This is a genomic window from Polynucleobacter rarus (genome assembly GCF_003072505.1).
GTDB classification, from domain to species: Bacteria; Pseudomonadota; Gammaproteobacteria; order Burkholderiales; family Burkholderiaceae; genus Polynucleobacter; species Polynucleobacter rarus.
Genome location: NZ_NTGB01000001.1, coordinates 1,495,172 through 1,517,806, shown reverse-complemented (window position 1 = coordinate 1,517,806; position 22,635 = coordinate 1,495,172). Strand labels below are relative to the sequence as shown.

Genomic DNA, 22,635 nt, shown 5'->3' with positions numbered 1-22,635 from the left:
CTGCACTCCCGCCGTGTTGCGGGCAGCAGCTCTCATTGAGAAACTAGGCATACCGACAGCGTCTATTATTGGTTCTGGCTTTTTGAAGCAAGCTGAAGTGGTCTCAAAAGGTTTAGGCGTGCCCTTAGCGATTGGCGTATATCCTGGCGCGCCTATGGTGGATAGTGAAGCCGAGTTAATTCGTAAGGTAGAAGAGTCATTAGCGCCAGGTTTATTAGAGGGCTTGATCGGTAAGATTCAAACTTTAGAAAATGAAGATGAACAACCGGATATTAAGAAAGTTGTTTTTTCTGGCACCTTAGATGACGTTCAAGATTACTTTTATCAAAAGATGTGGACCGATGGACTACCTATTATTCCACCGACCAAACAACGGGTCGAGGCATTCTTGTCTTTTACTGACCGATTACCTGAAGAAGTGATTGCGGTATTGCCCCAAGAGGGTCGAGAAGCTTCGATTGAGTCGATTGCAGTGACTGGAGTCATGTCAGGTTGTAAACCAGAATATATGCCAATCTTGATTGCGATTATTGAAGCGATGAGCGATCCGGTTTTCAGAATTCAAGATTGTGGTTCAACCCCTGGTTGGGAACCTGTCGTCATTATTGGTGGTCCGATTATTAAGGAGTTAGATTTTAATTTTGGCCAAGGTATGATGCGTTTTGGTCGCAAGTCTAATACGAGTATTGGGCGTTTTGTCAGAATGTATCTGCGCAATATTTGTGGTTACCGGATTCCTCCGGGAGCCGGTGATAAAGGTAGTATCGGACAAAGCTTTTTAGTCGCCATGGCAGAAGATGAAGATAGCGCACGCGAATTTGGCTGGCCTACCTATGCGCAGGATCGCGGCTTTGAATCAAGCGAAAATATTGTGACTGTTCATAGTGTGGTGAGTATTTCTTCACCGATTTATAGCGCGGGTGATCGAGCCATTGATCATGTCCAACAGTGGGCAGATTTGGTCGGAAGTAGCTTCACCTATTGGGCTCACACAGGATTTAAAACTGGTATGTGGAATCCGTTGATAGTGTCGAGTCCTAGTGTGGCAAAAGTGATTGCTAAAGAGTGGACGAAGGATCAAGTAAGGCAGTATTTATATGATCACATTAAAGTGAGTGCAAAGAAGATAACGCACTACGCGAAGATGACAAGTACTCCTACGTTTAGTTTAAAAAATCTGGTAGATGGGGGCATACTGCCTGAGGAATATCATTTATTAGATGATCCAGAGCGCTTGCTCAATGTGATTATTCATCCAAGCATGGTCGAAATTATTGTCGCTGGTGATCCTGGTCGCAATCAATCAAGAGCCTATATGGGTAATCATATTCAAGGACCGCCAACCAGTAGAAAAATAAGTTTACCTGCAACTTGGCCAGCACCTAGAAAAGAGTATTGATTAGTTTTCAACCAGACGGGATACCGCTCTTGAGTTACCAAAGCTAGGGAGATATACGGTGTGTGTGCCAGGTCCGCCACACACCAAGAGTTGAATTTCTTCTGGTTTTTTGGAAATCGGTAGCAGTGAGTCCGCATTGAGTTCGCCTAACTCGGCGCTACGGGAATGCTTCGCTCTGGTAAAGTCACGTTGTGCCATCTCAAAGCCTGGCATCTTACTGAGGTGCCAGAGTTTTTCTTGGATTTGTAATTTGGTGTATCCAGTGCGCACTAGGATTTCAGCATGCTCAGGTCCAATCATGAGCCAAGGTTCACCACCATGGGTATATTCATTACTGGGCGGGTGAATCATGGTTTTTGCAAACACCTGTAACAGTTCATCAGGATCTTTGGCATGTGAATTCATATTCATCGTACCTTCGATTGCCACCACTGTTACGGAAGTTTGTTGTTCATTAAAACCGCGTGCTTGATGAAAAGATCCCCAAGGAGTTTGGTTAGCATCTTCCATGCAACAAAAAGTATATCTGCCAGGTTGACCATGGGTTGATCGGTCCATTTCTCCAGGCAAAGCACCGCCTAGATTTCTCAGTATGAGTCGGATTGCCCGGCCAACAGTTGCATTTCCTGGATTGCCTTCTCCTAGGCAATTGAGCCCCATGTTAAAACGACCTTCATGCGCAACGGCGCCGCTCACAATCACCCAAATACCAACGGGATTCGTAGTGGGTTGCAGGGCGGATAAATTAAATTGGGGATCAGCCATTGCTTCAGTTGCTGCAATGATGATCGGTAAATCTTTAGGTTTACAGCCAGCCATGACAGCATTGACGGCGATTAATTCAATTGTTGCATCACCGTATCCGGGGGGCAGATTTGTAATAACCTTATCTTTGATGGGTAATAAATGCCCGAGCATCTTTTCTATGCGTGCTTGGGTTGGTGGAATGATTGGTAAACCATCTCCCCAATGATTGGCATTGTAGTAATCAATAATTAACTCTAAGTCATCTTCCAAATCAATTTTTGGCGATTGGGGGGCTGGCATGCGTTGTTCCAAATTGTAGGTAATGTTCTATTTGTTGCAAACAGTCTTTTGCAATCTCTTTAATTTCTTCTCTAGTTTTTAAACCAAAGGGATGCGGGACTTCTAAAATCGGCAGTGCCGGCACGCCCAAGGCTTTCGCTTGCGATCGTCCTAATTTGATAAAGGTCGACGAGCATAGCGCCATGCCTAATTTACCTTGCTTTGCTACTACTATACTGTCCTGGAGACTCCAAGACGTACAGGACCCTCAGTCACCCGAGCCCGCGATAACTAGGTCACATTCTTCAATCATCCTCTTAAGCATCTCTGCCGGTGCTGGTAAAGAAGCGGCATTTTTTCTTTCACGTATGATTTTTTTAACACCTAAGCTACTTAGTAACAAAATCTCTAATTCATCGGCTAAAAAGTTGAAGTTGGGTTTTGAGTTATCGATAAAGCCGACCGTTTGAATCTGATGTGCATAGGCCTTATTTTCAACTTCGATAGAAGCGTCTTTTTTAATCGCAGTAGGATTAAATAATGTAATAGTGGTTGGCATGAGCATTCCTTACTTTGTTTAATCTATTTGTATTTTTGCATAGGCGATGGTTTTGGTCCATCGGTCGATTTCACCACGAATAAATTGTTCGGTAGCACTAGGTGATAAATTTAAAATATCAATCCCTTGTTCTTTGAAGGTTTTGATTGTTTCAGGTTGCTGCAGGGCTTTGGTTGCAGCTTCTAAAATAACCTGTTGCATGCCAACAGGAACTTTAGCTTGCACTAGTAATGCGTACCATAAGGAAGCTTGATATTCTGGGTAACCACTTTCAGCTACCGTTGGTAACTCAGGTGCAATGCTGGAGCGCTTAGGACTCGTCATGGCTAGAGCTTGCAATTTACCACTTTTTACAAAAGGTAAAACTGGAATAGGACTAGTACAAAGCAACTGAATTTGACCGCTTAATAAATCGTTTAAGGCTGGACCAGTTCCTTTGTAAGGGGTGTGAATCAAATCAATACCCGCCATAAATTTAAATAGTTCGACCGCTAAATGCCCGCCCGATCCAGGACCTGCCGAGCCATAATAAATGGGCATGGTTGCTGCTTTAGCAACCAGTTCTTGAATGGTTTTAACTTTTAAAGAAGGATGTGCAACCCAAATGAGTGGTGTACTACCGACTAAAGTAATCGGGGCAAAATCTTTGATCGTATCGTAGGGCAATGGCCTTTTGAAGCCTGGATTGATACCGTGTGTAGTACTTGCAAAGAATAAGGTATAGCCGTCAGGCTTTGCTTTCGCTGCAGCGTCCGTTGCAATCATTTGTGCGCCACCACCTTTATTATCAATAATAATGGGTTGCTGGAGCGCATTCCCTAGAGAGGGTGCAAAGAGCCGCGCAATAATATCCCCAGCGCCCCCAGGTGGGTAGGGTACGATGAGATGCACAGGAAAACGATGTTTGTAAACCTCTTGAGCAAAGGTTTTCAGACTGAGTAGTGGAGCACATACACCAGCAAAAATCCATTTAGTAAAAGATCTTTTATCTAAATTCATAATGACTCGTCTCGTTATTTTCTTTTTTTTAGTCAAGCTAGTAATTGTTTCTACTAGTGTATCTCCAAATTGACTGAAATTGGATTTCGTTTTAATGTATACAATTGTACACATTATATGATGTGTGAAATTTAGAGATTAAAACAAATATAAGAGACAGGTTTCATGATGAATCAACAATTTGATGTAGTGGTCATAGGCGAGGGGATAGCGGGCTTAAGTGTTACCCTTGAGCTTGCCAAAAAAGGTCTAAAAGTTGCAGTTTTCGAAGGATATACCTTTGGTGGTTTAGTACTGACGATTAATCAACTCGATCCGCATCCACTCGGTGAAGTGACATCGGGAGCGGATTTTGCATCTAATTTTTTGATGGAGATTATGGACTTAGAAGTAGAGCGCTATGCAGAATTTGTGACGGGTATTGAAAAATTAGATTCTAGTTATCTAGTAATCAGTGACAGTCTGCAAGTAGAGGCTCAGCATATTGTGATTGCTAGCGGTGCGAAATTAAAGTCATTAGGTATTCCTGGAGAAAAAGATTTTGAAGGTCGTGGCGTCTCACATTGCGCTGATTGTGACGGTGCATTTTTTATTGGTAGTGAGGTTGTAGTTGTTGGTGGTGGGGACTCTGCGATGCAAGAAGCCCTCATTCTTGCGGAGTATGCCAGTAAAGTAATCATGCTGATTCGTGGCAATGAGTTGAGTGGTAGCGCATCTCTAAGAGCTAAAGTCTTGGCTAAACAAAATATTGAACAGTGTTATCAAACTACTATCTTAGAAATTCTAGGTGAAGATGGAGTTCACTCTGTTCTGACCCAATCCTTATTCGATCAATCCCAAAAAACATTAGCTTGTCAGGGAGTATTCCCATTCATCGGTTTAGAGGCAAATACCCAATTTTTACCTAGGGAGATTCAATTGAATAGCCAAGGGCAGGTAGTTGCTGATGACAAATTATGTTCTACGCTGCCTAATATCTGGGCTATTGGTGCAGTACGTGCGGGTGGAAATGGTCTTTTGTTAGACGCAATAGAAGATGCTAAGCGTGTTTGTAAAAATATAATTTCTCAATAAATACAATTAGTTAAAAATATTTTTCGGAGGATTACATACAATTGTATACAATGGTATGTAATTATTATTTAAAGTAACTGGAGACACAATTGAGTCACGATTCACGAGAGAACCCCTATACCAAAGGTATTGCAGAATTCGTTAGTAACTTGCAAGCAAAAGATATTCCTTCTGAAGTTTCACAAAGAATTAAGTTATTAATACTAGATTCAATTGGCTGTAGCTTATATGGGCAAAAATTAGAGTGGATCCAAATTCTTCAAAATACTTTAGCGAGTGTGGATGAATCGAAAGTGGCTAATATTTGGGGAACCAATAAATACTTGTCATTACCTCATTCAGTCTTGGTAAATGGTACGCAAATTCAAGGCTTTGAGTTAGATGATGTCCATCGTCAAGGCGTTCTGCACGTTGGTGCCGTGGTCTTACCGGGTTTGCTCGGAATTGTAGAAACACAAAAATCGATGAGTGGCTTAGATTTTTTAACGGCAGCAGTTGCTGGCTATGAAATTGGTCCTCGGGTTGGTATTTGTATGGGGCAAGAACATATTGCTCAGGGTTGGCACTCTGGTGCAACGGTTGGCGTCTTTTCTTCGGCCGCTGGTTCTGCGAGAGCATTAGGTCTGGATACCCAACAAACGATTCACGCCTTAGGCATTGCCGGTACTCAAGCGGCTGGTCTCATGGCAGCGCAATACGGTGCCATGGTGAAAAGAATGCATGCTGGTCGTTCAGCTCAAAGCGGTCTTTACGGCGCACTGCTGGCTAAAAACGGTTTTACAGGTATTGAAAATGTTTTAGAGAGTGAGTACGGTGGTTATTGCACGACTTTCTCAAGGTCGCAGGACCGATTTGACTTGGCCCAACTCACAGCAGGTTTTGGTGAGGTATGGCAAACAATGGGGATTGCACTCAAGTTCTATTCTTGTGTTGGTAGTAATCACACGACATTAGATGCGATTCGTATCATGCAACAACAACGTCCTTTTGGTCCTAATGATATTGATGAAATTGTTGTGCGTGGTTCACAAGTAACGATGGATCACGTTGGTTGGAAATATATTCCACAGGGCTTAACTTCTGCACAGCTTAATTTACCGTATTGTGTCGCAACCCTTCTGTTAGAAGGAGAGTGTTTTGTTGATGAATTCACGGACGCAATGGTCGCAGACCCAACTCGTATGGCGCTTTCTGAAAAAGTTCGGGTCGAACATGATGATGCGATCACCAAGCAAGGCTCTAAGTTTAGACATAAGGTGCATGTCGAAGTGAAATTAAAAGACGGCGCTAAATTAAATGCTACCGTTGAGTCTGGTCGTGGAAGTGAACATAACTTTGCGAGTGAAGCAGATATCGTCAATAAATTTATGTTATTGGCTACCAAGGCTTTACCGAAGTCTCAGGCCGAAGAACTCTGTGACAAGATACTTCACCTTGAAAAATTGGCAGATGCCAAAGCAATCACTGCTTTGTTGGCAATCCGTTAAGGTGCAGAGCTGATGACTGCCTCACAAACTCTCGCTCAATTTTGTATGGACCAGCAACTCTCAGCGATTCCGCATGAGGTCAAGGAGATGGCGAAGGCCGTGATTGTTGATACGGTGGGAGTGGCTACTTATGGCAGTCAATTTGCTTGGAGTCAGTCGATTGCAAAATACGCATCATCAGTAGGTAGTCATGGCAAAAGTCGCGTTTTTGGTTTAAACAATGTGCGCTTGCAAGCTCCTTTTGCAGGACTTGCTAATGGTTCCTTTACCCACGCCTTTGAGCAGGATAGCTTGCGCAAACCAGGCGCAGGCGTTCATCCTGGCGCAACCATTGTGGCACCAGCCTTCGCCGTGGCGGAGGAGGTTGGGGCAACAGGTAGTGAACTCCTGCATGCCGTCATTATTGCTTGTGAGGTGATGTTTCGGATTGGTGCTGCATCGCTTCACACGAGTGAGAAAAAAGGTTTTCATGCGCCGGGTTTAACAGGACCCTACGGGAGCGCAGTCGCTGCTGGAATCTTGATGAAACTCAATGCGCAGCAAATTACTGCAGCTTTAGGGATTGCTGGCTCCATGTCCTCAGGTCTATTAGCGTTTACGAAGGCGCAGCAGGGTGCTGATGTCAAACGCTTACATCTTGGTCGGGCTGCTGAAGCTGGGATTGTGGCAGCAAGACTTGCACAAGAAGGTTTAGATGGTCCTGAAAATATCTTAGATGGCCATTTTGGATTTTTGGAAAGTTATTGTGGTCAATCGAATCCTGAACTGTTGACGAAAGATTTAGGAACTGCCTGGGAAACAAATAAAATTTGTTTAAAAGCATTCCCCTGTCATGTGACATCCCATACGTCGATTGAATCACTGCGTTTGTTGATGCAGGAACAGGCCTTTGATGCCTCTGAAGTCAGCAAAATTGACATCGAGGTTTCCGATAAAGTGTTGAGTCACCATGTGATTCGACAACCTAATGATATTAAGCAGGCGCAATATAGTTTACCGTTTTGTGTAGCCTGGGCTTTGTACCGAGATCCCTATCAACCAGAAAATATGAATGCATCGATATTAAGCGATGCCTCCATTACGAAGATGAGTCAGGCGATTACCTTAACTCCGTTTATTACCCCAAACAAAAAGAGTTCAGCCTGGTCTTCCCTCCTGCGGATTACCTTGCAATCAGGTAAAGTTTTAGAGAGATGGTCAGATGAATTCACTGGTTCACCGTCTAAACCACTAAGTGGTGATGGTCTGAAAAATAGATTTTTTCAGTTGACTGGGCAAGGAAATATAGCCAATAAAGAGCTTTGGTGGGAGAGCCTCAATCACATTGATCAGGTACAAGATTTGACGCTTCTGCCAGATTTAATTTATCTACAGAAAAGCTAATGAGATGAATCAGGATAGAAGAAAATTTACAGAGCTGATGGCCATAGCAAGTGCTTACGGCGTTGCACCTCAGTTATTTGCACAGTCGAATTTGGCAGATAGTTATCCTAAAAAACCAATTCGTATCTTATGCCCCTTTGCCCCAGCGGGTGGTGTAGATATTACCGCTAGATCGGTTGCACAGCAATTAACCCAAGCTTGGGGTCAAACTGTCATTGTGGATAATAAACCGGGTGCTAATGGGACGATTGCAGTTGAGGCGGCGGTGCAGGCTCCTCCTGATGGTTATACCTTGACGATGATTTCTTCTAGTCACGCAGTTAATTCCACTCTGCTCAAAAATCAAAGTTACGACCTCATTAAGGATTTGGCACCGATTACGCAAATGACAAGACAACCTTATGTGCTTGTCATTAACCCCAATTTGCCAGTCAATAATGTGACCGAGTTATTAGCTTATGCTAAGAAAAATGGCAAAGCCTTAACTTACGGCTCCTCAGGTATTGGTGGTTTTAGTCACTTGGCTGGCGGCTTATTTAGCTTATCGACTAAAACAGAAATGCTCCACATCCCCTATAAAGGTGGCTCTCTCGCTATGAATGATGTGATTAGTGGGCAAATAGATATGTTGTTCTCAACCATCTTGCAATCACACGGCCACATTAATACTGGTCGCTTGCGTCCATTAGCCGTCACTACACCACAACGTTCCCCTTCTTTGCCCGATATACCAACGATGCAAGAGGCAGGCATTAAAGATTACGAAGTGCAAGGTTGGTACGGCATTGTGGCATCAGCAAAAGTGCCAGGCCCAATTGTGAACAAGCTCAATAAAGAAATCGTACAAATTTTAAAAAGTCCGGATATCGCCCAGCGTCTCCAAACCGATGGTTCGGTTGCCGTTGGAAGTTCTCAAGAAGAGTTTGCAGAGTTCATCAAATCTCAAGTGGCAAAGTGGCGAACAGTGATTAATGCGTTAAAAATTCAAATATAAAAGTATTGAGGAAGATAGATAGATGTCCATTGGAAATTTTTTTGCAAGCAAAGTAACAGAGCTTGAATATAAAGACCTAAGTTCTGAGATACTGCACTGGGCCAAGGTTGGTATTTTAGATACGGTGGGAGTAACTCTTGCTGGAGCGAATGAACCTTGCGCGACTATTCTGTCAGAGGTTTTAACGGGCTCTTCAGGGCCTGCAGTGGTCTTTGGTACCAAGCGGAGTTGCTCTGCTCTAGACGCCGCCTTCATAAACGGTACGGCTTCGCACGCTCTGGATTTTGATGACTGCAATAACACGATGGGTGGTCATCCTTCTGTACCTATTTTGCCAGCATTATTTGCCCTAGCTGATGAAATCAAAGTCAGTGGTAAAGATTTTATTACTGCGTATGTAGCCGGTTTTGAGGTAGAAACAAAATTAGCGATGATGGTCAATTTTCATCACTACTCGAAAGGCTGGCATCCTACTACCACCCTAGGGGTTTTTGGTTCTGCTGCCGCTTGTTCTAAATTACTAAAACTTACCCATGAACAAACAAAGGTTGCGTTAGCGATTGCTGCCTCTGGTGCTTCAGGTTTGAAAGCGAATTTCGGTAGTATGACGAAGCCTATGCATATTGGTCGTTGTGCGAGAGAAGGCTTGTTAGCAGCGAAGTTAGCAAAGCAGGGTTTTACTGCGAATGTGGTCGATGTATTTGAACATCCTCAAGGATTTCTTGAGGTGTATAACGGTGCTGGTAACTACGATATAGATAAAGGCTTACAAGCCTGGGGAGCGCCATTTGATATTGTCAAACCTGGCATTGCAATTAAACAATACCCTTGTTGTGGCAGTACGCACCCGGCAATTGACTGCGCGATTGAGCTCTTTCAATCTCAGCAAATTAATGTTGATGAGATTGAACTAGTAAATATTTGGATTCATGAACGTCGTTTGAAGCATACGAATCGACCCTTACCTAAAAGTGAGTTAGATGCCAAATTTAGTGTTCAATATGTAGTTGCAAGAGCCTTAGCTGATGGCTGTGTTGCCATCGAACATTTTGAAGAGTCGCAGTATTCTGATCCAAAGATTCTGAGTCTAATGCAAAAGATACAAGCTGCTCCCTATGGTGATAAGCAGTTTTCACCGGACAATCATTTTGGTGGTGAAGTGCGTATACAACTTAAAGACGGTAGAGTCTTTGAAGCAAAAGTCCAAGAACCTCTTGGCAGAACTTCTGATAACCCGCTACCAAAAAATCGCCTCCAAGCAAAGTTTGAATTGTGTGCAAGACGGGTACTTGCTCAGGATGCGATTACCCATGCTTATGAATTCATCACCGAATTTGAATCACTTGAAGATATCAGAGATTTAACTTTATTACTAAAAATTAATTAAATAGGAAAAATAGAATGAGCGAAAATACGTATGATGTAATTGTTGTTGGTAAGGGTAATGCAGCCTTATGCAGCGCCTTATCTGCTAGAGATACTGGTGCTAAGGTCTTGATGATTGAAGCAGCGAGTCGTGATGAACATGGTGGTAATAGTCGTTTTGCCGGTGGTGTCATGCGCTTTGCCTACGAGACGGTAGAAGACTTATTAAAAGTCACCGATATTACTGAAAAAGAAATCGCCGAAACTGATTTTGGTACGAACACAACGGACGAGTATTTTGATGACTTGTTTCGCTTAACGCAGTTCCGCACGGATCCCGAGTTATCCGAAATTTTAGTTCGTCAAAGTCTTGAAACCATGATTTGGCTGCGCAGTAAAGGGGTTCGTTTTGTTCCTAATTTTGGCCGCCAATCAGCATTAGTTGATGGTAAGAGAAAGTTTTTTGGCCGTCTGCCAATTGAGGTATCGGGTGGTGGTGCTGGCTTAGTTGATTTTTTAGATAAGACTGCCCAACAAGAACAAATTGAGGTGGTATACGATACGCGCGTAAATTCACTAATTTTTGATGGCATTAAAGTTTCAGGAGTGAGAGCTCAATCAGGCGATCAATTAGTTGAATATCATGCCAAGTCTGTGATCCTAGCTTGTGGTGGCTTTGAGGCGAACCCTGAAATGAGAACTCGATATTTAGGCCCAGGTTGGGAGCTTGCGAAGGTAAGGGGTACGCGCTTTAACCAAGGAGATGGTTTAAAAATGGCTTTAGATATTGGCGCTGCTCCCTATGGTAATTGGTCGGGTTGTCATGCAACTGGATGGGATCGCAATGCTCCGGAGTATGGCGATGTGAACGTGGGTGATAAATTTCAAAAGCATAGTTATATCTTTGGTTTACTCATTAATGCAGAGGGACGTCGCTTTGTGGATGAAGGCGCCGACTTCCACTCATTTACCTATGCCAAATACGGTGGGGAAGTGTTGAAACAAACTGGTCAGTTTGCATGGCAAGTTTTTGACTCTAAAGTTAAAGATATTCTGCGTAATGAATATCGCATTAAGTTTGTGACGAAGGTTACTGGGAATACTTTAGAGGAGCTTTCTGAAAAATTAGAGGGTGTAAACGCTAAAGAATTTTTAAATACCGTCAATGCTTATAACGCAAATGTGAATCACGATGTAAAGTTTAACCATACTATTCTTGATGGTAAAGGTACAGAAAATATCTATCCACCGAAGACCAACTGGGCACAAGCACTAGACACCGGTCCTTTTGAGGCGTATCAGACAACCTGCGGTATTACCTTTACTTTTGGAGGATTAAGAACAGTTGCTGATTCTGGTCAGGTGTTGAACGTACACCTTAAACCGATTGAAGGTTTATATTGCGCTGGTGAAATGGTTGGCGGTATTTTCTACTTTAATTATCCAAGCGGTACTGGATTAGTTTCAGGATCGATCTTTGGCCGGATTGCTGGTACCTCTGCAGGTAAGGCAGCCTTAGAAAATTAATGGCATCTATCAAATCTCCTACAGCATCAGAACATCAACCCAAGGGGGTTGATGTAAAAAAATCCATTAAAAAGAGATCGACTAAAGAAGATTCAACCTCACTGAGTGAGCAAGCTTATCAAGCGATTCGCAAAGCAATACGTCAACGACGTTTTCGAAGTGGTGATCGATTACGAGAAAATGAACTGGCGGAGATGTTGGGCTTTTCTAGAACTCCAGTCCGAGAAGCCTTAGCAAGACTTCAGGTAGAGGGGTTAGCTGCTGAGAATGGTCAACGTGGTTTTATGATTGTTGAGTTTGATCATGTCATCGTCACCGAGCTTTTTGTGATGCGTGAAGTGCTCGAGGGAACTGCCGCGAAGTTAGCAACTCGTAATGCGCAGGACACTGAAATTTCTTGGATCAGGTACTTACATGACCAATACTCTGATTTAATTCATTCAGGTAAGCCCGCGCATTTAATTACGGAAAAAAATCGTCAGTTTCATGAAGCGCTTTCCTTATGTGCCCATAACCGATTTTTACTCAGGATGTTAGAGCCGATTCATGATGCTTTAGGACTATTAGGCGAGTCGAGTTTAATGGATCAAAAACGTGTGCAAGACAACTTACACGATCATGAAAAAATCGTGAAAGCCTTAGAATCAAGAGATGCAAACTTAGCAGAAGAATCGGCTAAAAAGCATATTCAAAATGCGTATGCTTTTAGAATAAAACGGATGTTTGAGGATTCTCACGATTAATTGAAGCCATGAAGAGCGCAACGAATCAACAATCTGAAAACCCGATGGCAAAGTTGCCCTCGGTAGACTATTTAATTCAACAGTCTGCGCAAAGGTTTCAAAGTACTTACGGCTTGCCCGAGTTAACTAAAGTAGTTCGACTGGTATTGCAGGAAGTTCGACAAACTTTGTTGAGTGAAGCTTCAACCAGGTCCTATGTAGATGAGGATTACTTGCGATGTATCGAGCAAAAATTAACACAGCGTGCTGAAAAAAAAGTAAAAGCAGTCTTGAATTTGACAGGCACCGTTTTACACACTAATTTAGGCAGAGCCGTACTCCCTAAGGAAGCGGTTGATGCCTTAACTTTAGCAGCCTCTGAAGCTTGTATATTAGAGTACGATCTGGGCGAAGGAAAACGGGGAGATCGAGATCAATTGATCGAAGAACTCTTGTGTGAGCTCACTGGAGCAGAAGCTGCGACGGTCGTCAATAATAATGCCGCTGCTGTATTTCTTCTACTTCATGCCTTATCTGAAAAAAAAGAAACTATTATTTCAAGAGGTGAGCTGATTGAGATTGGTGGATCCTTTCGGATTCCCGATATTATGAAGCGTGCTGGAGTAAAACTAGTGGAAGTAGGAACGACCAATCGCACCCATGCCAAAGATTTTATGGAGGCGATTACCCCCAAGACTGCCATGATCATGAAAGTGCACACTAGTAATTATGCGGTGCAGGGTTTTACAGCGCATGTGGAAGATGATGTCTTAGCGCAAATTGCAAACGATCACCAAATTGCCTATGTCGTAGATTTGGGATCAGGCAATTTAGTCGATATGTCTCTCTTTGGTTTACCCAAGGAACCTACACCAATGGAAGCTTTAAAAAGTGGTGCTCATCTCGTTACTTTTAGTGGAGATAAATTATTGGGTGGGCCTCAATGTGGAATGATTGTTGGTAGTAAAGAGCTGATCGCTAAAATTAAAAAAAATCCTCTCAAGCGGATGCTGCGTGTCAGTAAATTAACTTTGGCTGCCTTAGAGGCGGTACTTCACTTGTATCGCAATCCAGTTCGCTTGCCAGAAAAATTAACTGTTTTAGGACAATTAACGCGAACGAGAGAAAATATCTCTCTACAAACAGCCCGGATTGTCAGTCATTTGAATCCGTATTTTGAAGGTACTAATTTAACTATTAGCTCACAAGATGTAATGTCTCAAATCGGCTCTGGTTCCTTACCTATTGATCTTTTACCATCCTCTGCGGTCGTGATCTCTGGGAAAAGTAAAAGTGCTGAAAAAATGATTTTGCGATTTGAAAAATTATTACGTAAAGCCGCAATTCCAGTGATTGGGCGTATCAAAGAGCAACAATTGATTCTTGATTTACGTTGTTTACGAGAGAATCAAGAAGAGATTCTCAACCAGACAATCCAGAAAGTTTTTCAAGAACTTTATCCGAATTCATGATCATTGGTACTGCAGGTCATATTGACCATGGTAAAACTTCACTCGTGAAATTACTAACGGGAGTTGATACAGATAGACTTCCAGAAGAAAAGAAACGAGGTATCACGATTGATTTAGGCTTTGCCTATACTCAAGGTCAAAATGAGTCGATGCTAGGTTTTGTTGATGTACCAGGTCACGAAAAATTCGTCCATACCATGGTTGCTGGTGCCGTTGGCATGGATTACGGCTTATTAGTGATCGCCGCAGATGATGGCATCATGCCGCAAACTATTGAGCATTTACGAATTTTAGAGCTATTGGGTGTTAGCGATCTTTGTGTAGCGATTACTAAAATTGATATGGTTGATCAGCAACAAATTGATACGGTTCAACTTGAGATAGAAAATTTACTTTCGCAAACCAGATACCGGGATGTACAGATTTTTAGAGTGTCTAATGCTACTCAAGCGGGTGTGGCAAATTTAAAAGACCATTTATTGCATTTGACTTTAGCAACTCAAAACGCGCAATCTTATTTTCGGTTAGCGATTGATCGCGTCTTTATTTCTAAAGGAATGGGCGTCACGGTGACTGGTGCAGTTCAAGCAGGAGAAATTAAGGTGGGTGATCAACTTGTATTGATGCCACAGGGAATCTCAGTCAAGGTAAGATCAATTCACGCTCAAAGTAAAAGTGTGGATCAAGCTACTTTTGGTAGTCGTTGCGGTATCGTACTGAATGGGGTTGATTTAGATAAAGTGCACCGTGGTGACTGGTTGGTTGCTAAAGAATTAAATCAGGAAGTAGAGCGCTTTGATGCCATGATTGAAATGCCAATTGATGCTAAGCAAAAAATTAGAGATGGTGAAATTTTACTGTTACATCATGGTACCGATCATACGAGCGCAAGATTAATCTTATTAGATAAAAAAGAACTGGTTGCCGGTGAATCAGCGCTTGCACAATTGGTTCTGCAAAAACCTCTTTCAATGTGTTGGAATGATCGTTTTATTTTGCGAGACATGAGTGCTAGATATTCCTTGGCTGGAGGCCGAGTATTGGATATTTCTCCGCCGCAACGTTCGAGAAAGACCTTAGAGCGACTTCAGTTTTTAAACTTGTTACTTGCGGACCATCCACAAGCAGTATTGCAAGCTATTATCAAGTCATCTAAGACACCTGTGTCACTTGATCATTGGGCGATGTCGATGAATCAATTACCTCTGATATTAAAAGAAGCAGCACAGGGTATGAATGCATACGAGATCGTATCAAGCCAACAGACTTTTTACATAGATGAAATTTGGTTGAAACAAATCGAAAAATCAATTGTTGAATATCTTCAAGTGGATGAAAGGATAGTCGGGATTGATCAACTTAGGTCACTTTTTAAACCTAGAATGGATCTAAAGGTATTTAGAGTTTTATTGGATGAATTCATTCAGTTAAAAAAAATATTTATGATGGGCTCAAAATATACTTTGAGTCTTCAAGGAATCACTTTTTCTGAATCAGAGAAAATTGTTTGGGATAAAGCAGTTTTAAAATTACGAAATGAAAATTTTAATCCACCACTAATGCGAGATATTGCTAAGGATTTAAAGATTCCGGAAGTGGTTCTTATGAATGTATTTAAAAAAGCCACTCAACAGCAACTCTTGGTCTGGGTGGGTAGTGATATCTATTATTTGTTTAGCACCATGAAAGAAATGGCTTTGATTCTCCAAGATCTATTTGCTTCGCATCAACAAATTACTGTAGTAGAGTTTAGAAATCGTTTGCAGATTGGTCGTAACCGAGCCGTTTTCATTATTGAAGCATTTGATAAGATAGGATTTACTTTACGGATTGTTAAGAAAGATCCCAAGACTGGTGAAGTGCAGGATTTTAGAATTATTAAAAATTCTAAGGTATTTTTGTAATGCCAAATGGAAAAGTGTCGATCCCGGGTGGGACGTCCAGACTTCAAATCTGGGAAGGGCTGTAGAACAGTCCTTGGTGGGTTCGACTCCCATACTTTTCCGCCAATAATGGTTTAATCCGGAAGTTTAATTCGCGCTTTGTCAGCCACGTTTTTCCAAAGTAATAAATCATCATTTAATAATTTAGATAATTCCTCAGAAGTTGAGCCGGTAGGGGTAACTTGAATACTTTCCATCTGTTTAATAATTTCGGGCATAGCAACTACTTGATTGATTTCTTTTTCTAGAATTTTAATGATATTCATGGGCGTTCCAGCAGGCGCAAATAGACCTGCCCAATAGTTAAACTCTACCTGGGGATAGCCGAGTTCACGCATTGTGGGCAATTGCGGCAGGCTAGACAATCTTTTTGGCGAAGTAACCGCTAGTGCTTTGACTCTGCCTGAAGTTAAGCTAGGTATCACGGGTCCAGTATCTACTAGAGAAAATAATAAATCACCACTGGCAACGGCGACGACCGTTTCGCTGGTACTTTTATATTGAATAAATTCCCCAGGAATATCGGTACTTAATTTGAAAAGTTCGGTAGCAAATTGAAAGGCTGGACCTGAGCCACCGTAGTTGGATGCCTTCGGATTAGATTTAGCATAATTGACTAAATCGCTTACATTTTTGAAGGGCTGTTTTGCGTTGACGGCTAAGACGAGGGGAAAAGTCGAGACGAGAGAAATAGGCGTAAAGTCTTTCGTTGGTGAGTAACGAATTTTCGGCACAAGGATGGGATTAAATACCATATTGCCAATTGGAGCCATGATGATGTGATATCCATCCGCTGGACTTTTTGCGACAAATTCTGTGGCGATCATGCCTGACGCACCCACTTTATTTTCAATAATGACTGGTTGGCCAAGATCATTGGACATTTTTTGCCCAATCATGCGTGCCAAGGTATCCATCCCACCGCCTGCACTTTGTCCAACATAAATATGAATTGGTTTATTCGGATAGTTCTGTGCAAAGGCATGCTGACTAAACAGACAAATAAAAAAACAAATGACTTTTAAGTGAATGGCCTTATTCGGTTTCATAGTTATCCTCTTTAAATGAGTTCTATCAGTTGTCTTGGAAATTGATGGAGGCGTTGATTTTCTGTTTCCCCAATTAGGAAGGTGTCACAACTCCAACTATAAGTTTGATCAGTTACATAAGTGGGATGGGCTGCGATCACCATATTGGCTGCAATCGACATGGTTTCATCAAACCGAACGAGTGGTCTTTCTACCATGTCGTAACCTTGTCCATGGCAGTGCAGTCTAGACTCGGGAGGGCGTCCATGATCTTTCATAAACTGATTATAAGTTTCCCAAATCTCTTTGGAGTTTGCACCTGGCCTCAATAAGCTAAGTGTAAAGTCTTGTGCCTCAATCACAAACTCATACTCTTCTTTCATAGCAGTCGATGCTTCACCTAATATGCAAGTTCTACCAAGTTCAGTATAAAAACCACCCGCTCCACTGTTTTCAATTAAGATCGTAAATTGATCGCCTTCCTGAATAACGCGATTTTGTAAATGTCGATTACCAAACACTGGCACGCTACCGACTGGGCCGGAAGCACATAAAAAGAGACCTTGTTCACTGCCAAAGCGATGACCTACATGTTCGGCGATAGAAGCTAGTTCTAAATCACGCATCCCTGGTTTAATTGAGGCAAAGACGGCTTGCATCGCGGCGTCTTGCATCGCTGCGGTTTTTCTGATCAGACCAATTTCTTCTGGACTTTTGATTGCTTTAATTTGATCGACTAGTTCGGAAGCATCGATAAACTCTGATTTTGAGTGTGTACCTTTTTGTAAAGTATTAACTAAGGCATAAGAAATGGCTCCGGTGCCCAGTAAACCAATTTTGCCACCCACATAAGGGGCTAGGGCTTTTTCGGCAAGTTGACCGTCATAACTAGCACTAAAGTGTGCTGAGGCATAACTAGGAACTGTCATAAATTGACCTACGCCACGTCGTAATAGATCGCCATCTTCAGCAAAGGTTCTAACATTATTAAAAGGACCTTGACCAATCACTGTCATCCTTTCGTGTAAGGGAAAAATGACAGTCGCGACATAGCCATTCGTTGCCGGGATATCGGTGAAATACTTCACATATCCCCCCATAAAGTCATTGTTAGCTTGCATCACCAGCACATCAATTTTTTGCTTTGCCATTTCGGCACGAACAGCAGCCCATCTGCGTTCGAGCTCTTGGGTAGAGATGGGGGTATTGATTCGATCTGTTACGTTAACCATGTTGGGATTCCTATGCGTTTATTGGGGCAGGCGAACAATGTTTTTCATGGCTGAAAAATCATTCTTCAAATATTGTTGAATGTTATGAATCAAAATAGGGAGGGCGTGATCTACGTACTCATCGTAAAAACCACCTAGATGAGGTGTCACGAATACATTGTCCATTGACCAAAAGGGATGTTCTGAGGGGAGTGGCTCTTCTTGAAAAACATCAAGCGCTGCTCCAGCAATATGCTTGTTTTGTAGGCTGTTGAACAGTGCTGCTTCATCCACGACACCACCCCTAGCTAAATTAATTAAAAAGGCACTTTTTTTCATGTTTGTAAGCACCTCTTGGTTGACGAGGTGGTGTGTTTGGGCTGAGTAGGGAGTGAGTAATACCAAATAGTCTGCCGCTTGGACAGCCTGATGTAATTGCTCTTTAGGCAGAATCTGGTTAAACCCCTCAACGGTTCTGACAGCGGAGCTAACCCCAATGACATTCATGCCGAGTGCCTGACATTTCGGTGCTAGTGCACAAGCGATAATGCCTACTCCTAAAATCACTACGGTCTTTCCATGCAGAACACTTGGGGCAATGCTGCGGTTCCATTTTTTCTCAATTTGATTTTTGATACTCCAAGATACATTTCTGGCAAGAGCTAACATCGACATTAAAGCAGCTTCCGATACAGGAACACCGTGGATACCATACATATTGGTGATCAGGACGTCACTTCTTAAGGAAGGACGATCCAAAATACCGTCTACGCCAGATCCTAAGGCTTGAACCCATCTCAGACGCTTGGCATTTTGTAAAACTTCTTCCGACATCATGGGTCCAAAAGTAAGCAGGACTTCTGCTTCCTCGATAAATGGAGTGATTTTCGAGTAATGATCAGCCATCTGAATTTCTAAATTCGGAAAGGCTTCTTGAATGCCAGAAAGATATTGATGCCGAATTTTTTCGGGGAAGGTGAGTAAAAACTGAAGTTTCGTGGACATGAAAGGTATTTAAGCGAGTGCTGTATGTTGTGGAAAAGCGGTGTTGTGCTAGGTCTCTTTTATTGAATCATTTTTATTAGTGAAAGCATAACATTTTAAATATCCCACATCTAATTTATCTATTTTTGAAAATGGTTGCAATTCCTCTAAAAAAGGTATAAATTAATCGATATCGATTAATTTATGATTCAAATCAATGATAATATGCCGCCTTTCAACCATTCTCGGTGCCAAACGCATCAAAGTAGCTGACGTATGTCGTGCAACGGGTATTGCGAGAGCAACTATTGATCGCTATTACTTTGACAAAGTCAATAGTTTCGATCGAGAAGTACTTTCCAAGTTATGTGATTACCTGCGTGTGGAGGTAAGTGATTTGCTTGTCAAAGTCCCTCAGGGAGATTTATTTGAGCATATGGAGCAAATCAATGACTGAGCACGATATGAAGCTATTGATCAGCGCGCAGGCTTTAAAGCGTGTATCCATTCATTATGGCGTAATGTCACAAGGATATATGGTAATTGCTGATGGTCGTGTCTTAGAAACATCCAAAGGGGAAACCCGAGAGTTTAAAACCTTGGACGCTGCCGCCAAACTTTTATTCAAGATGGGTATTGCTGATTTCAGCGTGAAGCTGAAGACATCTGCCTAAGACTAATTAGAACTTTTTCAGAAATTAGGTAATTTTCGCCTCTTTAAAGAGATCGTTGATTTCTTCAACTTGTAATTGCAAGCTATTTAGGTAATACATTGAGTGCGATAGGACCCCAAGTCGTTATTTCATTCTGAAAAAATTTATTAAATTCTGCGGTTGTCATAGGAGTAAATTCCATATCTTCAAACTCCAATTTTTCTTTGGCGGCGGGTGTTTGCATGGATTGATTAATCGCTGTATTTAATTTTTCTACAATACTACTTGGCATTCCTGCTGGTCCTGAGACGCTAAACCAAGTGGTAGAAGTCAGTTTCGGATAACCTAGTTCTTCAAAAGTCGGTATCTTGGGGAAGTTAGCCATTCTTTTTGACGAGGTAACTGCGATTAAGCGAAGCTTGTTTCCCATGACGAGAGTTTTTGCAGAGGTTAGTGTCATGATTCCTGCTGGTAATTGACCTCCCGCAATGTCATTGACGACAGTACCACCGCCCTTGTAACCCACATGAACTAGCGAGATATTATTAATTTCTGCAAAGTATTGACCAATGATATTACCGTGAGTGCCAATTCCCGGAGAGCCATATACCATGCCATTAGGTTGAGTTTTCGCGTAGCTCACAAAACTTTTTAGATCCGTAATAGGTAGGTTTGGATTGACCACCATTGCCAAAGGAGGACCGCCTAAAAAGGCAATATGTGTAAAGTCCTTTATAGGGTCGTATTTATTCGCATATTGAAATGGCGCAATAATATGCGAACCAATTCCGGAGATCACCAGTGTATAACCATCCGGTGCAGATTTTGCCACAAACTCCGATCCAATCGTCCCACCAGCGCCGGGTTTATTTTCAACGATAAAAGTTTGATTGAGTGATTTTGATAGTTGGTTAGCAATAATTCTCGCTAAAGTATCAGAGCTACCGGCTGCTCCATACGGTACGATGATTTTTACAGGCTTATTTGGCCAAGCATTTGGACTCTGTGCAAAGATCGACTGAGTAAAGAAAAGGCATATAAGTAATAAATTTTTCAAATGGATTCTCAAAGTCAAGTTCAGGCTTAAGCTTAGGCCGTGATGCAAACTGAGTTATTCTCAATCGTTACCGGATACGTCTTGAGTCGATCAGTACAGGGGGCAGAAACCACTTCTCCGGTTTTAATATTGAAGGAGCCATTATGAAAGTTACACTCCACAATATCATCCAAAATATAACTCTCTGATAAAGACCCAGGGCCGTGAGTACATAAATCGTCTGTTACAAAAAATTCACCCTCTACATTAAACACAGCAAGCACGAGTCCATTCTTTTCCACTTTGAGGGAATGGCCTATTTCTACGTCTGAAATATTACATAATTCAATTTTATTCAAATGCATCTCACTTCAATATTAAAAAATAAACAAAGCAACAAAAGTATCTAAAAATTATAGTTTAAGATAATGGTTATAAATATTGGGGTAAATATGCATCCCAACGATCATTGACGGAGATAAATTTGTTAAAAAAAGAACAAAACGACTTTCTTACCCAAACAGGTCCTGGCACTCCAATGGGAGATATGTTCAGAAGATATTGGCATCCTGCATTACTTGCTGAAGAGTTGCCTGAGCCAGACTGCCCACCTGTAAGGCTTGAGTTATTGTCAGAGAAAATGTTAGCCTTTCGTGATTCAAGTGGTCGCTTGGGTGTAATTGATGAGTTCTGTGCCCACCGAGGTGTATCTTTGTGGTTTGGTCGAAACGAAGAGAACGGTATTCGTTGTCCTTACCATGGTTGGAAATATGATGTGAATGGTAACTGTATAGAAATTCCGTCTGAACCAGAAGAGAGCAAACTCTGCGACCGCATTAAATTAAAGTCTTATTCACTAGTAGAGCGTGGTGGCGTTATTTGGATCTATATGGGACCTCCTGAGCATCAACCTGAGTTGCCGGAGTATGAATTTGCACTCGCTCCTCCTAAACGTCGATTCATTACTAAGCGGTTGCAAGAAACCAATTGGTTACAAGCTTTAGAAGGCGGCATTGATTCAAGTCACGTCACCTGGCTACATGGTAAAAATTTAAATTCTGATCCACTATTTCAGGGATCGAAAGGCAATCAATATAACTTTGGCGATTTAAAACCAGTTTTTGAAGTGGTTGAATCAGAGGGTGGACTTTATATTGGTGTGCGCAGAAACGCCGAGGATGATCAATACTATTGGCGGATTACGCAGTGGTTACTCCCTGCTTATACGATTATTCCGCCACGTGGGGATCATCCAATCCATGGTCATTTTTGGGTGCCGATTAATGATCATCAAAACTGGGCCTGGAGCTTTGACTATCATCCCAATCGTGATTTGACTGATAAAGAAGTGCAAGCGATGAGCGAAGGGAAGGGCATTCACGTCCGTTATATTCCGGGTACTTATATTCCACTTCAAAATAAATCGAATGATTATTTGATGGACCGGGCTGCTCAAAAAGCTGGTTTAAGCTTTAGTGGGATTGACGGGATTGCGATGCAAGATGCTTCTTTGCAAGAAAGTATGGGCTCTATTCAGGACCGTACCAAAGAAAATTTAACTTCAACAGATAACGGTATCTTGCTAGCGCGAAGACGTTTGTTAAATGCTGGCAAAGCACTACTCGAAAAAGGAGTAGCCCCTCCAGGATCAACGCCGGAATCGCAACGTGTTCGCTCCGCGGCTCTATTGCTGCCTCGTGATCAAAAATTTCAGGAAGCAGCTGCTGATGCTTTGATCGCAGTTCCAGGCAAACCCCACGTGACGGTTTAATC

20 protein-coding genes, 1 tRNA gene and 1 pseudogene are annotated in these 22,635 nt (G+C 42.1%); 14 read left to right on the top strand and 8 right to left on the bottom strand.

Translation table 11 applies throughout. The features are described 5' to 3' along the window. Positions 1–7 precede the first annotated feature (7 nt). Positions 8–1,399, top strand: a pseudogene (locus AOC35_RS07180) (hypothetical protein); the annotation flags it as partial. Here the strand turns inward: AOC35_RS07180 and AOC35_RS07175 are convergent. From AOC35_RS07175 to AOC35_RS07160, 3 genes are read right to left on the bottom strand one after another with little or no spacing between them, the layout of a single operon-like run. Further along, the gene (locus AOC35_RS07175) at positions 1,400–2,446 is read right to left on the bottom strand and encodes a hypothetical protein (RefSeq protein ID WP_108646438.1); all 1,047 of its coding nucleotides are present in this window, start codon (positions 2,444–2,446) and stop codon (positions 1,400–1,402) included. Continuing rightward, complete coding sequence (locus tag AOC35_RS15815; RefSeq protein ID WP_281259261.1) at positions 2,418–2,984, bottom strand: UGSC family (seleno)protein; 567 nt, start codon at positions 2,982–2,984, stop codon at positions 2,418–2,420. The genes AOC35_RS07175 and AOC35_RS15815 overlap by 29 nt, the downstream gene beginning before the upstream one ends. Before the next feature lie 18 nt (positions 2,985–3,002). Beyond that, positions 3,003–3,983 (bottom strand): tripartite tricarboxylate transporter substrate binding protein, encoded by a 981-nt coding sequence (locus tag AOC35_RS07160; protein WP_159077511.1) that lies wholly within the window; start codon positions 3,981–3,983, stop codon positions 3,003–3,005. 165 nt (positions 3,984–4,148) lie between these two features. On the opposite strand from AOC35_RS07160, the gene AOC35_RS07155 reads away from it, so the two are divergent. From AOC35_RS07155 to AOC35_RS15540, 10 genes are all read left to right on the top strand, one after another. Then, positions 4,149–5,057, top strand: coding sequence for an NAD(P)/FAD-dependent oxidoreductase (locus tag AOC35_RS07155; RefSeq protein ID WP_108646434.1), 909 nt, complete (start codon positions 4,149–4,151; stop codon positions 5,055–5,057). Between the two features lie 89 nt (positions 5,058–5,146). Continuing rightward, positions 5,147–6,544 carry an MmgE/PrpD family protein gene (locus AOC35_RS07150; protein ID WP_108646433.1) on the top strand — a complete coding sequence of 466 codons (1,398 nt, stop codon included), beginning with the start codon at positions 5,147–5,149 and terminating at the stop codon, positions 6,542–6,544. Between the two features lie 12 nt (positions 6,545–6,556). Next, entirely contained in the window at positions 6,557–7,927 is a 1,371-nt protein-coding gene (locus AOC35_RS07145; RefSeq protein WP_108646432.1) for an MmgE/PrpD family protein, read from the top strand. Between the two features lie 4 nt (positions 7,928–7,931). Continuing rightward, on the top strand, positions 7,932–8,921 hold the full coding sequence (locus tag AOC35_RS07140) for a Bug family tripartite tricarboxylate transporter substrate binding protein (protein ID WP_108646431.1): 990 nt from the start codon (positions 7,932–7,934) through the stop codon (positions 8,919–8,921). 22 nt (positions 8,922–8,943) lie between these two features. Then, positions 8,944–10,308: an MmgE/PrpD family protein gene (locus AOC35_RS07135; protein WP_108646430.1), complete on the top strand. Its 1,365-nt coding sequence runs from the start codon at positions 8,944–8,946 to the stop codon at positions 10,306–10,308. A 14-nt stretch (positions 10,309–10,322) separates the two neighbouring features. Next, on the top strand, positions 10,323–11,813 hold the full coding sequence (gene tcuA / locus AOC35_RS07130; protein WP_108646429.1) for an FAD-dependent tricarballylate dehydrogenase TcuA: 1,491 nt from the start codon (positions 10,323–10,325) through the stop codon (positions 11,811–11,813). Next, positions 11,813–12,556, top strand: a complete 744-nt coding sequence (locus AOC35_RS07125; RefSeq protein WP_108646428.1) for a GntR family transcriptional regulator — start codon at positions 11,813–11,815, stop codon at positions 12,554–12,556. The genes tcuA and AOC35_RS07125 overlap by 1 nt, the downstream gene beginning before the upstream one ends. Before the next feature lie 8 nt (positions 12,557–12,564). Then, positions 12,565–14,007: an L-seryl-tRNA(Sec) selenium transferase gene (gene selA, locus AOC35_RS07120; RefSeq protein ID WP_108646427.1), complete on the top strand. Its 1,443-nt coding sequence runs from the start codon at positions 12,565–12,567 to the stop codon at positions 14,005–14,007. After that, on the top strand, positions 13,929–15,911 hold the full coding sequence (gene selB, locus AOC35_RS07115) for a selenocysteine-specific translation elongation factor (protein ID WP_159077509.1): 1,983 nt from the start codon (positions 13,929–13,931) through the stop codon (positions 15,909–15,911). Before selA ends, selB begins: the two co-directional genes overlap by 79 nt. Positions 15,912–15,919: 8 nt before the next feature. Beyond that, positions 15,920–16,016 (top strand) — tRNA-Sec (locus AOC35_RS15540). A gap of 8 nt (positions 16,017–16,024) precedes the next feature. Here the strand turns inward: AOC35_RS15540 and AOC35_RS07110 are convergent. Genes AOC35_RS07110 through AOC35_RS07100 form a run of 3 tightly spaced genes read right to left on the bottom strand, consistent with a single transcriptional unit; the run spans position 16,025 to position 19,194 of the window. Beyond that, entirely contained in the window at positions 16,025–16,999 is a 975-nt protein-coding gene (locus AOC35_RS07110; RefSeq protein ID WP_108646425.1) for a Bug family tripartite tricarboxylate transporter substrate binding protein, read from the bottom strand. 11 nt (positions 17,000–17,010) lie between these two features. Next, positions 17,011–18,210, bottom strand: coding sequence for a M24 family metallopeptidase (locus AOC35_RS07105; RefSeq protein ID WP_108646424.1), 1,200 nt, complete (start codon positions 18,208–18,210; stop codon positions 17,011–17,013). A gap of 18 nt (positions 18,211–18,228) precedes the next feature. Beyond that, positions 18,229–19,194, bottom strand: a complete 966-nt coding sequence (locus AOC35_RS07100) for a D-2-hydroxyacid dehydrogenase (protein WP_108646423.1) — start codon at positions 19,192–19,194, stop codon at positions 18,229–18,231. Positions 19,195–19,390: 196 nt separating this feature from the next. Here AOC35_RS07100 and AOC35_RS07095 point away from each other — a divergent pair, with 196 nt between their 5' ends. Together AOC35_RS07095 and AOC35_RS07090 are read left to right on the top strand one after the other, a co-directional pair. Further along, complete coding sequence (locus AOC35_RS07095) at positions 19,391–19,630, top strand: helix-turn-helix domain-containing protein (protein WP_108646422.1); 240 nt, start codon at positions 19,391–19,393, stop codon at positions 19,628–19,630. Beyond that, entirely contained in the window at positions 19,623–19,847 is a 225-nt protein-coding gene (locus AOC35_RS07090) for a hypothetical protein (protein ID WP_108646421.1), read from the top strand. Before AOC35_RS07095 ends, AOC35_RS07090 begins: the two co-directional genes overlap by 8 nt. An 82-nt stretch (positions 19,848–19,929) precedes the next feature. On the opposite strand, the gene AOC35_RS07085 is transcribed toward AOC35_RS07090, so the two are convergent. Further along, positions 19,930–20,883, bottom strand: coding sequence for a Bug family tripartite tricarboxylate transporter substrate binding protein (locus AOC35_RS07085; RefSeq protein WP_159077508.1), 954 nt, complete (start codon positions 20,881–20,883; stop codon positions 19,930–19,932). Positions 20,884–20,915: 32 nt separating this feature from the next. Continuing rightward, on the bottom strand, positions 20,916–21,221 hold the full coding sequence (locus AOC35_RS07080; RefSeq protein ID WP_245898452.1) for a non-heme iron oxygenase ferredoxin subunit: 306 nt from the start codon (positions 21,219–21,221) through the stop codon (positions 20,916–20,918). A gap of 125 nt (positions 21,222–21,346) precedes the next feature. Here AOC35_RS07080 and AOC35_RS07075 point away from each other — a divergent pair, with 125 nt between their 5' ends. Further along, positions 21,347–22,633 (top strand): aromatic ring-hydroxylating dioxygenase subunit alpha, encoded by a 1,287-nt coding sequence (locus AOC35_RS07075; protein ID WP_108646418.1) that lies wholly within the window; start codon positions 21,347–21,349, stop codon positions 22,631–22,633. Positions 22,634–22,635: the final 2 nt, after the last annotated feature.

Coding starts and splice junctions, on each gene's coding strand:
- AOC35_RS07175 (WP_108646438.1), bottom strand. CDS start 2,446: ATGCCAGCCCCCCAATCGCCAAAAATTGATTTGGAAGATGACTTAGAG.
- AOC35_RS07160 (WP_159077511.1), bottom strand. CDS start 3,983: ATGAATTTAGATAAAAGATCTTTTACTAAATGGATTTTTGCTGGTGTA.
- AOC35_RS07155 (WP_108646434.1), top strand. CDS start 4,149: ATGATGAATCAACAATTTGATGTAGTGGTCATAGGCGAGGGGATAGCG.
- AOC35_RS07145 (WP_108646432.1), top strand. CDS start 6,557: ATGACTGCCTCACAAACTCTCGCTCAATTTTGTATGGACCAGCAACTC.
- AOC35_RS07140 (WP_108646431.1), top strand. CDS start 7,932: ATGAATCAGGATAGAAGAAAATTTACAGAGCTGATGGCCATAGCAAGT.
- AOC35_RS07135 (WP_108646430.1), top strand. CDS start 8,944: ATGTCCATTGGAAATTTTTTTGCAAGCAAAGTAACAGAGCTTGAATAT.
- tcuA (WP_108646429.1), top strand. CDS start 10,323: ATGAGCGAAAATACGTATGATGTAATTGTTGTTGGTAAGGGTAATGCA.
- AOC35_RS07125 (WP_108646428.1), top strand. CDS start 11,813: ATGGCATCTATCAAATCTCCTACAGCATCAGAACATCAACCCAAGGGG.
- selA (WP_108646427.1), top strand. CDS start 12,565: ATGAAGAGCGCAACGAATCAACAATCTGAAAACCCGATGGCAAAGTTG.
- AOC35_RS07110 (WP_108646425.1), bottom strand. CDS start 16,999: ATGAAACCGAATAAGGCCATTCACTTAAAAGTCATTTGTTTTTTTATT.
- AOC35_RS07105 (WP_108646424.1), bottom strand. CDS start 18,210: ATGGTTAACGTAACAGATCGAATCAATACCCCCATCTCTACCCAAGAG.
- AOC35_RS07100 (WP_108646423.1), bottom strand. CDS start 19,194: ATGTCCACGAAACTTCAGTTTTTACTCACCTTCCCCGAAAAAATTCGG.
- AOC35_RS07095 (WP_108646422.1), top strand. CDS start 19,391: ATGATAATATGCCGCCTTTCAACCATTCTCGGTGCCAAACGCATCAAA.
- AOC35_RS07090 (WP_108646421.1), top strand. CDS start 19,623: ATGACTGAGCACGATATGAAGCTATTGATCAGCGCGCAGGCTTTAAAG.